General features: G+C 64.8%; 9 protein-coding genes. 6 read left to right on the top strand and 3 right to left on the bottom strand.

What is annotated here, in order from left to right; translation table 11 throughout:
* Positions 1 to 10 precede the first annotated feature (10 nt).
* The 6 genes from pepN (at position 11) to APH28_RS28835 (ending at position 8091) form a co-directional block, all read left to right on the top strand.
* Positions 11 to 2668, top strand: a complete 2658-nt coding sequence (gene pepN / locus APH28_RS06370; protein ID WP_060508127.1) for an aminopeptidase N — start codon at positions 11 to 13, stop codon at positions 2666 to 2668.
* A 233-nt stretch (positions 2669 to 2901) separates the two neighbouring features.
* Entirely contained in the window at positions 2902 to 3927 is a 1026-nt protein-coding gene (locus APH28_RS06365; RefSeq protein ID WP_371263067.1) for a WD40/YVTN/BNR-like repeat-containing protein, read from the top strand.
* A gap of 20 nt (positions 3928 to 3947) precedes the next feature.
* Positions 3948 to 6323 carry an RND family transporter gene (locus tag APH28_RS06360; protein WP_060508173.1) on the top strand — a complete coding sequence of 792 codons (2376 nt, stop codon included), beginning with the start codon at positions 3948 to 3950 and terminating at the stop codon, positions 6321 to 6323.
* Positions 6324 to 6390: 67 nt separating this feature from the next.
* Complete coding sequence (locus APH28_RS06355; RefSeq protein ID WP_060508172.1) at positions 6391 to 6681, top strand: DUF5629 family protein; 291 nt, start codon at positions 6391 to 6393, stop codon at positions 6679 to 6681.
* Entirely contained in the window at positions 6647 to 7777 is a 1131-nt protein-coding gene (locus tag APH28_RS06350; protein WP_177334227.1) for a lactonase family protein, read from the top strand. The genes APH28_RS06355 and APH28_RS06350 overlap by 35 nt, the downstream gene beginning before the upstream one ends.
* Positions 7778 to 7914: 137 nt before the next feature.
* Positions 7915 to 8091, top strand: coding sequence for a hypothetical protein (locus APH28_RS28835; protein ID WP_177334226.1), 177 nt, complete (start codon positions 7915 to 7917; stop codon positions 8089 to 8091).
* 131 nt (positions 8092 to 8222) lie between these two features.
* On the opposite strand, the gene APH28_RS06345 is transcribed toward APH28_RS28835, so the two are convergent.
* Genes APH28_RS06345 through APH28_RS06335 form a run of 3 tightly spaced genes read right to left on the bottom strand, consistent with a single transcriptional unit; the run spans position 8223 to position 13692 of the window.
* The gene (locus APH28_RS06345; RefSeq protein ID WP_060508125.1) at positions 8223 to 8816 is read right to left on the bottom strand and encodes a glutathione S-transferase; all 594 of its coding nucleotides are present in this window, start codon (positions 8814 to 8816) and stop codon (positions 8223 to 8225) included.
* Complete coding sequence (locus tag APH28_RS06340; RefSeq protein ID WP_060508124.1) at positions 8813 to 12457, bottom strand: AAA family ATPase; 3645 nt, start codon at positions 12455 to 12457, stop codon at positions 8813 to 8815. The genes APH28_RS06345 and APH28_RS06340 overlap by 4 nt, the downstream gene beginning before the upstream one ends.
* A complete protein-coding gene (locus tag APH28_RS06335; protein ID WP_060508123.1) occupies positions 12454 to 13692 on the bottom strand; it encodes an exonuclease SbcCD subunit D C-terminal domain-containing protein in 1239 nt (412 codons plus the stop codon). The genes APH28_RS06340 and APH28_RS06335 overlap by 4 nt, the downstream gene beginning before the upstream one ends.
* Between the last annotated feature and the right edge of the window lie 241 nt (positions 13693 to 13933).

The raw sequence follows: 13933 nt of genomic DNA, 5'->3' as shown, positions 1-13933 counted from the left end.
GGACCTGCACATGCGTACCGAACAACCGCAAGTGATCTACCTCAAGGATTACCAGGCGCCCGAGTACCTGATCGACGAGACGCACCTGACCTTCGAGCTGTTCGAGGACCACACCCTGGTCCACGCGCAACTGGTCATGCGCCGCAACCCGGCACGCGGTGCCGGCCTGCCGCCGCTGGAACTGGACGGCCAGCAGCTGGAGCTGCTGCGCGCCTCGCTGGACGACCAGGAGCTGCAGGCAGGCGACTATCAGGTCGACGCCGACAGCCTGACTGTTTACCCCAAGGCCGAACGCTTCACCCTCGACACCAGCGTGAAGATCCACCCGGAGAGCAACACCGCGCTGGAAGGTCTGTACAAGTCCGGCAAGATGTTCTGCACCCAGTGCGAGGCCGAGGGCTTCCGCAAGATCACCTATTACCTCGACCGCCCGGACGTGATGAGCACCTTCACCACCACGGTGATCGCCGAGCAGCATCGCTACCCGGTGCTGCTGAGCAACGGCAACCCGATCGGCAGCGGGCCGGCAGAAGACGGCCGCCACTGGGCGACCTGGGAAGACCCGTTCATGAAGCCGGCCTACCTGTTCGCGCTGGTGGCCGGTGACCTGTGGTGCGTCGAAGACAACTTCGTCCGCCAGTCCGGCCGCGACGTGACCCTGCGCATCTACGTCGAACCCGAGAACATCGACAAGTGCGACCACGCCATGGTCAGCCTGAAGAAGTCCATGCGCTGGGATGAAGAAGTCTACGGTCGCGAGTACGACCTGGACATCTTCATGATCGTCGCGGTCAACGATTTCAACATGGGCGCCATGGAAAACAAGGGCCTGAACATCTTCAACTCGAGCTGCGTGCTGGCCCGCGCCGAAACCGCCACCGATGCCGCCCACCAGCGCGTCGAGGGCGTGGTCGCCCATGAGTACTTCCACAACTGGTCGGGCAACCGCGTGACTTGCCGCGACTGGTTCCAGCTGTCGCTCAAGGAAGGCTTCACGGTGTTCCGCGATGCCGAGTTCAGCGCCGACATGAACTCGCGTACGGTCAAGCGCATTGAGGACGTCGCCTACCTGCGCACCCACCAGTTCGCCGAAGACGCCGGCCCCATGGCTCACCCGGTGCGCCCGGACAGCTTCATCGAGATCTCCAACTTCTACACCCTGACCGTGTATGAAAAGGGCGCCGAAGTGGTGCGCATGGTCCGCACCCTGCTGGGCGCCGAGGGCTTCCGCAAGGGCAGCGACCTGTACTTCGAGCGCCATGATGGCCAGGCGGTGACCACCGACGATTTCATCAAGGCCATGGAAGACGCCAACGGCGTCGATCTTACCCAGTTCAAGCGCTGGTACAGCCAGGCCGGTACCCCGCGCCTGGACGTCAGCGAGGCTTATGATGCCGCCGCGCAGACCTACAGCCTGACTTTCCGCCAGAGCTGCCCGCAGACGCCGGACAAGGCCCAGAAGCTGCCGTTCGTGATCCCGGTGGAGCTGGGCTTGCTGGACGCCGCCGGCAACGACCTGCCGTTGCAACTGGTGGGTGAGTCCGCAGCTGCCGGCACTAGCCGCGTGCTGTCGGTGACCGAAGCCGAGCAGACCTTCACCTTCCAGGGCGTCGCCGCCAAGCCGCTGCCTTCATTGCTGCGCGGTTTCAGTGCGCCGGTCAAGCTGAGCTTCCCCTATGACCGCGACCAGCTGATGTTCCTCATGCAACACGACAGCGACGGCTTCAACCGCTGGGAAGCGGGCCAGCAGTTGTCGGTGCAGGTGCTGCAGGAACTGATCGGCCAGTATCAGCGTGGCGAAGCGCTCAAGCTCGACCAGCGCCTGATCACCGCCCTCGGCACCGTGCTGGGCAACGAATCGCTGGACCCCGCCATGGTCGCCGAGATGCTCTCGCTGCCGGGCGAGGCCTACCTGACCGAGATCAGCCAGGTGGCCGACGTGGACGCCATCCACGCCGCCCGCGAGTTCGCCCGCCAGCAGATCGCCGAGCAGCTGTTTGATGCCCTGTGGGCGCGTTACCAGGCCCACCGCGAGGTGTCGCGCAACACGGCCTACGTGGCCGCCGCTGAGCACTTCGCCCGCCGCAGCCTGCAGAACATCGCCCTGTCGTACCTGATGCAGAGCGGCAAGCCGCAGGTGCTGGAGGCGACCCTGGAGCAGTTCGAGCACTGCGACAACATGACCGAGCGCCTGACCGCCCTGGCCGTGCTGGTCAACTCGCCGTTCGAGGCCGAGCGCGCCAAGGCCCTGGAAAGCTTCGCCGAGCACTTCAAGGACAACCCGCTGGTGATGGACCAGTGGTTCAGCGTGCAGGCCGCCAGCACACTGCCGGGCGGGCTGGCGCGGGTCAAGGCGCTGATGCAGCATCCGGCGTTCACCCTGAAGAACCCGAACAAGGTACGCGCGCTGATCGGTGCTTTTGCCGGGCAGAACCTGGTCAACTTCCATGCCGCCGATGGTTCGGGGTATCGCTTCCTGGCGGACCTGGTGATCGAGCTGAACGCGCTGAACCCGCAGATTGCTTCGCGTCAACTGGCACCGCTGACCCGCTGGCGCAAGTATGACGATGCGCGGCAGGTGTTGATGAAGGGCGAGCTGGAGCGGATTCTGGCTTCCGGTGAGCTGTCCAGCGATGTGTATGAAGTGGTGAGCAAGAGCCTGGCTTGAGTTTTCGATAGCCTGAACTGGCCTATTCGCGGGACAAGCCCGCTCCTACGCAGTCCCTGTAGGAGCGGGCTTGTCCCGCGAAGCTTTTGGGCGGTTAACAAAACATAACGTCCCGTTCGTTGTAATCGCGCAACCTTCCCCGATACGATCCCCCCAAGCCTCTAACACAGGCTTTTCACAGCACAGACCCACCAAGAAGAACACAACAGGGGATGGTCATGAAGCAGCGGGTGATGACGCAGGCCAGGCGTGGTGCCTGGCCATTGGCGGCCGGCGCGATGCTGGCGCTGGCACTGGGGATGTGGGCTGACAGCGCGCAAGCCGCTGCCGCCGATGAATACTCGACCGAATCAGCCAAGGCCAGCCAGAGCCTGCTGATCGGCGCTGCCCATGCCGGCAAGCGCCTGGTGGTGGTCGGTGATCGTGGCCACATTCTGTTCTCCGACGACCAGGGCAGCACCTGGACCCAGGCCCGGGTACCCACCCGGCAACTGCTCACTGCCGTGTTCTTCCTCGACGACAAGCGTGGCTGGGCGGTTGGCCACGATGCGCAGATCCTCGCCAGCAGCGACGGCGGCGCCACCTGGAGCAAGCAGTTCGAAGACCTGACGCGCGAAGCGCCTTTGCTCGATGTCACCTTCCTCGACGCCCAGCACGGCTTTGCCGTGGGCGCCTATGGCGCGCTGCTGGAAACCAGCGACGGCGGCCAGCACTGGCAGGACATCGCCGAGCGCCTGGACAACCCCGACCAGTTGCACCTCAATGGCATCACCCGGGTACGCGACGCAGGCCTGTTCATCGTTGGCGAGCAGGGCAGCATGTACCGTTCCGGCGACAACGGCCAGACCTGGGCCAAGGTCCAGGGCCCTTACGAGGGCTCGCTGTTCGGCGTGATCGGCACCGCCAAGGCGAATACGCTGCTGGCGTACGGGCTGCGTGGCAACCTGTTCCGCTCCGGCGATTTCGGTGACAGCTGGCAGCCGATCGCGCTCAAGGCCGCGCGCGGCGAGCTCGAATTCGGCCTGGCAGGCGCTACGCTTGTCGAAGATGGCAGCCTGGTGCTGGTGGGCAACGGTGGCAGCGTGCTGCGCAGCACCAATGATGGCCAGACCTTCAGCGTCTACAACCGCAGCGACCGCATTGCCCTGGCCGGGGTCAGTGGCCTGGCCAATGGCGGTTTGCTGCTGGTGGGGCAGGGTGGTGTGCACCTGGCCAACGCCGAAGGTGCTGAGCCGGCTAACCAGGAGGTGCGTCCATGACCAGCAGGGAGAGCATTACCATGCACCCGCATCATCAGGACAAGGCCACGCTGCTCGAACGGCTGATCTTCAACAATCGGCCGGTGGTGATCGCCCTGTGCCTGCTGGTCAGCATCTTTCTGTTCTGGCAGGCCACGCAGATCCGCCCCTCGACCAGCTTCGAGAAGATGATCCCGCTGCAGCACCCGTTCATCGAACAGATGATGGAGCACCGCAACGACCTGGCCAACCTGGGCAACACCGTGCGCATCTCGGTCGAGGCGGTCAACGGTGACATCTTCGACAAGGACTACATGGAAACGCTGCGGCAGATCCATGACGAGGTGTTCTACATCCCCGGTGTCGACCGCGCCGGCCTCAAGTCGCTGTGGAGCCCCAGCGTGCGCTGGAGCGAGGTCACCGAGGAGGGGTTCTCTGGCGGCGAAGTCATCCCCAACACCTACAACGGCTCCCAGGACAGCCTCGACACCCTGCGCGACAACGTGCTCAAGTCTGGCCAGGTCGGGCGCCTGGTGGGCAACAACTTCAAGTCCAGCATCGTCGACATTCCGCTGCTGGAAAGCTTCCCCGACCCGCAGGACCCCGGCAAGCAGGTCAAGCTCGATTACCAGCAGTTCTCGCACCAGCTGGAAGAGAAGATCCGCGACAAGTTCCAGGCGCAGAACCCCAACGTGAAGATCCACATCATCGGCTTCGCCAAGAAGGTTGGCGACCTGATCGACGGCCTGGTGATGGTGGCGATGTTCTTCGGCGTGGCCCTGGTGATCACCTGGGTGCTGCTGTACTGGTTCACCTGGTGCATTCGCAGCACTATCGCCGTGCTCATCACCACGCTGGTGGCGGTGGTCTGGCAGCTGGGCCTGATGCATGCGGTGGGCTTCGGCCTGGACCCTTACTCGATGCTGGTGCCGTTCCTGATCTTCGCCATTGGTATTTCCCACGGGGTGCAGAAGATCAACGGCATCGCCTTGCAGTCCAGTGATGCCGACAATGCCCTGACCGCCGCCCGGCGTACCTTCCGGCAGTTGTTCCTGCCGGGCATGATCGCCATCCTCGCCGACGCCGTGGGCTTCATCACCCTGCTGATCATCGACATCGGCGTGATCCGCGAGCTGGCCATCGGTGCTTCCATCGGCGTGGCGGTGATCGTGTTCACCAACCTGATCCTGCTGCCGGTGGCGATTTCCTACGTCGGCATCAGCAAGAAAGCCATCGAGCGCAGCAAGAAGGACGCGACCCGCGAGCACCCGTTCTGGCGCCTGCTGTCGAACTTTGCCAGCGCCAAGGTGGCGCCGGTGTCCATCACCCTGGCACTGATCGCCTTCGCCGGTGGGCTGTGGTACAGCCAGAACCTGAAGATCGGCGACCTTGACCAGGGCGCGCCAGAGTTGCGCCCTGACTCGCGCTACAACCAGGACAACAACTTCATCATCAGCAACTACTCGACCAGTTCCGACGTGCTGGTGATCATGGTCAAGACCCCGGCGGAAAGCTGCTCGATCCACTCGACCATGGCGCCGATCGACGAGCTGATGTGGACCATGCAGAACACCCCGGGCGTGCAGTCGGCGATCTCCCTGGTGACCGTGTCCAAGCAGGTGATCAAGGGCATGAACGAGGGCAGCCTGAAGTGGGAGACGCTGTCGCGCAATCCGGACATCCTCAACAACTCCATCGCCCGCGCCGACGGCCTGTACAACGCCGACTGCTCGCTGGCGCCGGTGCTGGTGTTCCTCAACGATCACAAGGCCGAGACCCTGGAACGTGTCACCGCAGTGGCCAAGGCATTTGCCGACAGCCACAACAAGGAGGGTTTGCAGTTCCTGCTGGCGGCGGGCAACGCGGGGATCGAGGCGGCCACCAACGAGGTGATCAAGTCGGCCGAGCTGACCATCCTGATCCTGGTCTACCTCTGCGTAGCGGTGATGTGCATGATCACCTTCCGCTCGTTCGCCGCGACCCTGTGCATCGTCCTGCCGCTGGTACTGACGTCGGTGCTGGGTAATGCGCTGATGGCGTTCATGGGCATCGGCGTCAAGGTTGCCACGTTGCCGGTAGTGGCCCTGGGCGTGGGCATTGGCGTGGACTACGGCATCTACATCTACAGCCGCCTGGAAAGCTTCCTGCGTGCGGGGTTGCCATTGCAGGAAGCCTATTACCAGACGCTGCGCTCGACCGGTAAAGCCGTGCTGTTCACCGGCCTGTGCCTGGCGATCGGCGTGTGCACCTGGATCTTTTCGGCGATCAAGTTCCAGGCCGACATGGGGCTGATGCTGACCTTCATGCTGCTGTGGAACATGTTTGGCGCGCTGTGGCTGCTACCGGCGCTGGCGCGGTTCCTGATCAAGCCGGAGAAGATGGTAGGCAAGGAGGGTGGATCGATCTTCGCCCATTGATGTATCCCTGAGGGCCGCAATGCGGCCCTCGGGTTATACTGGCCGCTCATTTTTGATCGGTATCCCCATGTCCCCCCTCGCCACCGCCCTCGCATCCTGCGACATGCTCCTGATCGACGGCCTGCACGCCTTCGACTTCACCTGCGACGAAGCCGGCCTGACCATCGAGTGCATCGATGGCCGCCAACTGCGTCGCTGGACCTTCACCCCCGAGCAGATCGCTGCCGCCGTCGGTGCCGCTGATGAATGGCAACTCAACGATGCCCAGGGCGAGCATCGTCTAGTCTGTATGAGTGCCTTTCGCGCCCCGGATGAAGACGACGATGAACCGGATCTGGACGAGCCTGCTGACCACTAGCCTGATGAGCCTGACAATCACCGCCCATGCCGCCACACTGCTGGTGGGCAGCTACACAGACGGCCAGAGCCAGGGCATCTACCGCTACCTGTTCGACAGCAAGACGGGGCAGATCGACCCGACGCCGCAACAGGTGGTCAAGAGCGTCAGCCCGTCGTGGCTGGTGCTGTCGGCTGACCAGCGCCAGTTGTTCACGGTCAATGAAACGCCGAATGGCCATGTCAGTAGCTTCAGCGTCAGTGCCAAAGGCGAGATCAAGGCGCTGAATCAGGTGGCCAGCCGTGGCGACGAGCCGACCCACGCTAGCCTGAGCCGCGACCAGCGCTACCTGTTCGTCGCCAACTATGCCGTCGCCCCCGACCCGGGCGGCAGCCTGGTGGTGATCCCGGTAGCCAAGGACGGCAAGCTCAAGGACGTGGTGCAGCAGTTGCGTCACAAGCCCAGCGGCGTCAACCCTGAGCGCCAGGCTGGAGCCCATGTACATTCTTTGGTGCTGTCGCCCGATGGCCAGCATGTCTATGCCTGCGACCTGGGTGCCGACAAGGTGTTCATCTATCGCTACGACGGTGCCAGCGTCGATCACCCACTGAGCGCGGCAATCCCGGCGTCGGTGGACTTGCCGCCCGGGAGCGGGCCGCGGCATCTGCTGTTCGATGCCAAGGGCCGGCATGCCTACCTGACGCTGGAGATGAGCGGTGAAGTGGTGATGTTCGAGGTCAAGGACGATGCCTTGCTCGAGCGTCAGCGCCTGCCGCTGACCGACCACCAGGACGCCGCCGCCAAGGCCTCGGGTGGCCTGCACCTGTCGGCGGACGGGCGCTTCCTGTACGTCAGCAACCGCGGCACGGCGAACGAGATCGTGGTGTTCAGCGTGGGCAAGGACGATGGTCAGCTGGCCTTCCTGCAGCGCCGCTCGGTGGAAGGCGACCACCCGCGGGAGTTCGCCCTGGACCCGAGCGGCAACTTCCTCCTGGTGGCCAACCAGAAGAGCAACCAGATCGTGGTCATGCGCCGCGATCCGCGCAGCGGCAAGCTTGGCGAGACGGTGCAGACCTTTACTCAGGATGCGCCTTCGGACCTCAAGTTCATCGATTGAGGCTCGCTGCAAGACTATCGACAGCAGTGATAACGCTTACCAGCGCAATGAATTTCTGCGGGCGACCTCAGCGGCGTAAGTTTGACCCAAGGCCCAAGCGGCTGAACGTCAAACCCCATACGTCGAGGTCAGCCACCATGAACTTCAATCTCTTCCCTGTGATTGCCGCATCCGCCATCTCCGCCTCCGTTGTGCTGCCGGCCCATGCCCATGCCGACAGCAGCAAGGCCACCACGACTCACAGCTACACCGAGCAGTACCTGCGTCAGAGCGCCAACTTCCATGCAGCCTTGAGTGGCAAGCACAGCCACTGATTGAAGCCTTGCACGGCCCCTGTGGGAGCGGGCGTGCCCGCGAAGCAGACACCGCGGTGTGTGGCACCGGCTTTGCAGGTGTTCGCGGGCAAGCCCGCTCCCACAGGGATCGAGTTGCAGCCTGAAGCGTATTACCGAGCCATCACTGCCTTGAACAGGTCCGAAGCCAACCATCCCTCCAGCCAGCTCCGCACCCGCGGATAAGCCGCCTCGGCGAACCACTGCGGTTCGACCCCGGCAAACTGGCGCATCAAGGGCAACAGGGCGGCATCGACCAGGCTTGGGTGATCGGCCAGCAGGTACGGCCTGCCTTCGAGCAACTGTTCAAGCTCCGCCAGCCAGGCTTCGGCCTGCTGGCGATAGTGCGCGCGTGAATGCTCCGGGTAGCGTTCGGCGTACTTGTACAGGTTCACCTGCAGTTTAAACGTGCTGTCGTTGCGGGCAATCAGCGCCTCGGCGTGCTGCGCGGCTGAGGCGTCGGCCTGCAGGCGCCAGTCTTGCGGGTCGTGCTGTTCGAGCGCCCAGCGCATGATGTCCAAGCTCTCCTCCAGCACGGCAGCACCGATATCCAGCACCGGCACCGTGCCCTTGGGCGACAAGGCCAGCAGTGCTGCCGGCTTGTGCTTCATCGCCACCTCGACGATCTCCACCGCGCAGCCGGCATAGCGCAGCGCCAGGCGCGCACGCATCGCCCACGGGCAGCGGCGGAATGAGTAGAGGATCACCCGCACACCTCCACATCGCTCAGGCCATTGCCCTGGCGGCGCACCTGGATCTGCACTGGAATGCGCTCATGCATCTCCTGCACGTGGGAAATCACCGCGACCTTGCGGCCTTGCGCCTGCAGGCCGTCGAGGGCATCCATGGCCAGTTGCAGCGACTCCGGGTCAAGGCTGCCGAACCCTTCGTCGATGAACAGCGACTCGATGCGCAGGGTGCTCGAGGCCATCGACGCCAGGCCCAGGGCCAGCGCCAGCGAGACCAGGAAGGTCTCACCGCCGGACAGTGAGTGCACCGAGCGCAGCTCGTCGCCCATTTCGGTGTCCAGCACCAGCAGGCCCAGGGCGCTGCCGCCGCGCTTGAGGCGGTAGCGGCGCGCCAGCTGGCGCAGCTGGGCGTTGGCGTGGTGCAGCAGCAGGTCGAGGTTGTAGCCTTGGGCGATCTTGCGGAACACGTCGCCCGAGGCCGAACCGATCAATGCATTGAGCCGTGCCCAGCGTTGCCATTGCTGGTAGGCCTGCTCGATTTCCCCGGCCAGCGCCTGGCTCGCCTGTTGGCGGCGCTGGTCGTCGGCCTGTTGCGCTCGCAGTTCGGCGCATTGCTGTTCGTGGCCGGCCAGCCGCTCGCGCAGCTCGGCCAATGCTTGCTCAAGGTCTTCGACCGAAGCCTCGACACTCATCTGCGCAGCGTGTTGCTGCAGGCGCTGTTCGCGTTCCTGGAGCAGCACGCGGCTTTGCTCAATGGCCTTTTCGGCAAGTTGCAGGCGCTGGCGCAGCGCGTTCAACTGGGCATCGTCGATGGCCAGCAGGCGGTCCAGCCCGGCGTCGTCCAGCTCCGGATGCTCGGCGCGCCACTGGGCGATCTCGCCTTGCAGCTGCTGGCATTCATGCTCCAGCGCCTGCTGTTGCTGGATATTGGCCTTGAGCTCGCTGGCCAGTTGCACGCCTTGGGTGCGCAGCTCCTGCAAGCGCTGGGCGGTGTCTGCATCATGGGCGCGGGCCTGCTCCAGCTGGTTCTCCATGTGCTGCTGCCAGGCCTCGGCGCTGGCCTGTTCGCCAAGCAGTTCGGCCAGCGCGGCCTGGGCCTGCTGACGCTGCGTGTCGAGTGCGGCGAGCTGTTGCTGCGCCTGCGCAAGGGCCTGCACGCGCGCCTGTTGCTGGTCGCGCAGCTTGTCCAGCTGCAGCTGTCGCGCCTGCTGCTCTTCCTGCTCGTCCTTGCGCTGCTCCAGTTGCTGCAGGCGCTGGGCAATTTGCTGGTCGAGGGCCAGGAAGGCATTGGCCGGGTCATCGCCAAGGGCTTTGAGGACATCGCCAGGGAGCACGTTGGCCAGGTCATTGAGACCCTGCTCCAACTGTTGCTCATCGCTGGCCAAGGCTTGGTGCTGCTGGTCGAGATGGCGCTGGGCCTGCTGGTGGGCTTCCTGCGCCGCCTGCAATTGCTGGTTGAGGCGAGCGGCATCTTTCTGCAGGGCGAGCAGGGCACTCTGGCGCTTCTCGTCCTTGCCGATTTCTTCGTCCAGGCGCCTTAGCTGGCTGTCGAGCCAGATGCTGCGGGCCTTGTCGTCCTGCGGAGCGAGGGTGGGCCAGAGGCTGTGCGCTTGCACCTGCGCCACCAGGGGTTGCAACTGCTCGCCCAGGTGCTGCTGTTGCTGCTGGTAATCCTTGAGCTGAGCGTTGACCACACCCAGTTGGGTGCGCAGCTCGACCAGCTTGCCGTTGAGGGTTTCGACCTGTTTCTGCGCAGCTTCTTCTTCAGCCTGGTCATGGCGACCGAGGCTCTGCAACAGGGCTTCAGGTTGATGGAACGGGTGTTCGGCGCTGCCGCAGACCGGGCAGGGCTCGCCGTCGCGCAACTGGCCGCGCAGCTCTTCGACGCTGGTATTGCGTGCCAGACGCTGGCGTTGCAGCAACTGGCGGGTGAGGTTGAGCGCCTGTTCGGCAGCTTCCAGCTCAGCTTTGGCCGCCGTGCCCTCGCCGATCAGTTGCTGGCGTTGCTGCATGGCCTGTTGCTGCCGCTCGCGCAGGGCATCGAGCTGCTGGCGCAGTTCCAGTTCACGACCGTGCAGGCGCGACAGTTCCTCGACGGCGCGGTGCTGTTTGCGGTTGTCCTGCAGCATGTTGCCGAGCAGGTCGATCTGTTCGGCCAGGGCCTGGGGTTCAGCCTTGGCTTCGCGGAACAGCAGCTCGAAGTGATCACGCTGGGTCTGCAGCTGTACATTGGCCTGGCTGGCCTGGGCCTGCAGGCCGGGTAGCTCCTCGCGGCCTTTGGCCAGACGGCCGCCGATCAGCATCACCTGCTTGAGTTGCGGCAGGTAGGCCTGCCAGGCACTGGCCAGACCAGCCAGGTGCTGGCTTTCGGCCAGGGCGGTGTCGATCTGGGCCAGTTGCTGCTGGCTGCGCTGCTGGTTTTCTTCCGTTTGCTGCAGTTGCTGCTGGCCTTCGGCAACCTGCTGTTCGGCTTGCTGACAGGTCGCTTGCTGCTCCAGCTGTTGCTGGCCAAGCCGCGCCAGGCTGTCCTGGCCGGCGAAGGCCTGACGCAGGCGCGGGGCATTTTCGCTGTGCAGGGTCTGGCTTTGCGCCAAGGCTTCGCGAGCCGCCTGCAATGCCTGTTCCAGCTCGTCGGTGCGGGTCTGCAATTCGGTTTGCTGGCGCTGTTGCTCGGCAATCTGCGCCGCGAGCGGTGCCAGTTGCACGCCGAGCATCTGCTGGCGGTGGAACTGGTGGCGCTGCGGCGCCAGGCGCTCCAGACGCTGCAGGTCGAGGCGCTGCTCGGCCAGCTGCTGCCAGTCTTGCTCGGCGGCTTGCAGGGTGGCGCTGGCTTCGGCGTGCTGGGCGTGCAGCTGGCGGTGTTCGTTCAGCCAGTTGCGTTGCTGTTCCAGCTGGCGCTCGCCGGCCTGGTCGGCCTTGAACTGCTGCAGCGCCTGCTCCAGCTGCTGGTCAAGTTCGGCGCGGGCTTCGGCGGCCATCGGCAGCAGGTGGCTGGCGCGGTCACTGAGGGCTTTGTGTGCTTCGCCGGTTTCCCGCGCCTTGCTGAACGCGCGCTGGCCGAGGCGGGTGTAGATGGCAGTGTTGGTGAGCTTTTCCAGCAGCTCGCTGCGCTCTTTGTCGTCGGCCTTGAGGAAGGCGCCAAACTCGCTCTGGGCCAGCATCACCGCGCGGGTGAACTGCTCGAAATTCAGGCCCAGGCGGGCTTCGATCAGTTGCTTGTATTCGTTCTTGCCGCTGCCCAGCACCTGCTCGCTGTCCAGGTCGTACAGGCTCTGGCGGCTGAGCTGCAGCTTGCCGTTGGCCTTGTCGCGGGCGCGGTTGGCTTCCCAGCGGGCGCGGTAGCGGTGGCCGTCGATGCCGACGAAATCGACTTCGGCAAAGCCGCTGCCGGTGCCGCGGCGCAGCAGGTTGCGCGGGTCGGAGGTGGGGATTTCGCCGTCGGCGTCCGGCACCTTGGCTTCACGGCCGATGTCGTTCAACCGCGGCACGGTGCCGAACAGGGCCAGGCACAGGGCATCGAGCAAGGTGCTCTTGCCGGCGCCGGTCGGCCCGGTGATGGCGAACAGGCCGGCGCTGGCCAGGGGCTCGGCGGTGAAATCGATGTCGACCGGGCCGGCCAGGGATGCCAGGTTCTTCAGGCGGATGGCAAGAATCTTCATGGCTGTTCCTCTTCCAGCTGGACGTCCTGCAGCAGCAGGGCGAAGTCGGCCAGGGCCTGCTCGTCGACGGGGTTGCCGTAGGCCTGTTCCCAGGCGCGGCTGAACAGGTCCTGCGGGGTCATTTGCGCCAGTTCGACGAATTGCAGGTCATCGTCTTCGCGGTTGTTGCGGCCGGCGTATTCGGCGCTGATGCGGACCAACCGCACGGCCTTGCCCTCAAGCGCCGTTTCGATCTGCTGGCGCAGGTCGGGTTGCGGCTCGTCCAGCACGGCCCGCACCTCCAGCCAGGGCTGACGGTTGGGGTCTTCGAGCAGGTCGATCACCGGCAGCTCGGCCAGCTGTTCGAGCAGCTCGCCCAGCGGCGCCGGGCCGACCCGCTGCAGGGCCACGGCACGCGGCACCGGGCGCGGCTCGACGCTGACCAGCTCACTGCCTTCGAGCTCGACTTCCAGCACCTGGTGCGGGTAGTTGATTTCGGCGAACGACAGCGGGATCGGCGAGCCGCTGTAGCGGATGCGGCTTTCGCGGTTGACCTTCTGCGGCTTGTGCAGGTGGCCGAGCGCGACGTAGCTGATCGACTTGTCGAACAGCTTGGCCGGCAAGGCCTCGGCATTGCCGATGATCAGGCTGCGTTCGGAGTCTTCGGACACCGCGCCACCGGCCATGTGCGCATGGCTGATGGCGATCAGCGCCTGGTCTTTCTTGCGCTTCTTCTGCGCCGCGCCAATCAGCTGCTGGTGTACCTGGGTGATGCCTTGCAGGTAGTCGTCGCCCAGCTGCGGGCCGGTCACTTCAGCCGGGCGCAGGAAAGGCAGGGCCAGGCACCAGGCGGCGACCTTGCCACGGCCATTGGTCAGCGGGATGAGCAGGCGCTCGGCATCCAGCTGGCCTTCGTCGAGCCAGTGCACGCGCCCCAGCGCGTGGGTGCGCAGGCGGCGCATGAGCGCGGCGGGCAGCTCGATGCGCGAGCCGGAGTCGTGGTTGCCGGCGATCATCACGATGTCCAGCTTCGGCTGCTGCTCGTGGGCCTGGACGATGAAGTCGTAAAGCCGCTCCTGGGCTTTGACCGGCGGGTTGACCGTGTCGAAGATGTCGCCGGCGATCAACAGCGCGTCCGGCTGGCGCAGGTGCAGCTGGCCGAGCAGCCAGTCGAGGAAGCAGGCGTGTTCGAAGTCGCGTTCCTGGCCGTGCAGGCTTTGGCCAAGGTGCCAGTCGGAGGTGTGAAACAGACGCATGGATGACCTGTTGGTGTCGAGTCAGCAAGCCGGGGGCTTGGCGTGAATGATGGGCTTTTGCGCAGGCGGGTATGGTAACTCATTGCCCGGGTGGCACGGCAGAGCAAAGGGCTGGAAGTCGATTGAGGGGCAGGGTTGTTTGAGCTGTTGATCGCATCAGGGCTGACAGGTGCATTTCAGGAGAATTTCAGCGCCTGTGAGATCGAGCGCCGCCCGCGCGGCGCTTCGCGGGGCAAGCCCG

The sequence above is a fragment of the Pseudomonas sp. NBRC 111124 genome (genome assembly GCF_001320245.1).
GTDB lineage: Bacteria > Pseudomonadota > Gammaproteobacteria > Pseudomonadales > Pseudomonadaceae > Aquipseudomonas.
The sequence above is the reverse complement of the archived record's forward strand: the minus strand, read 5'-3'. Positions and strand labels throughout refer to the sequence as shown.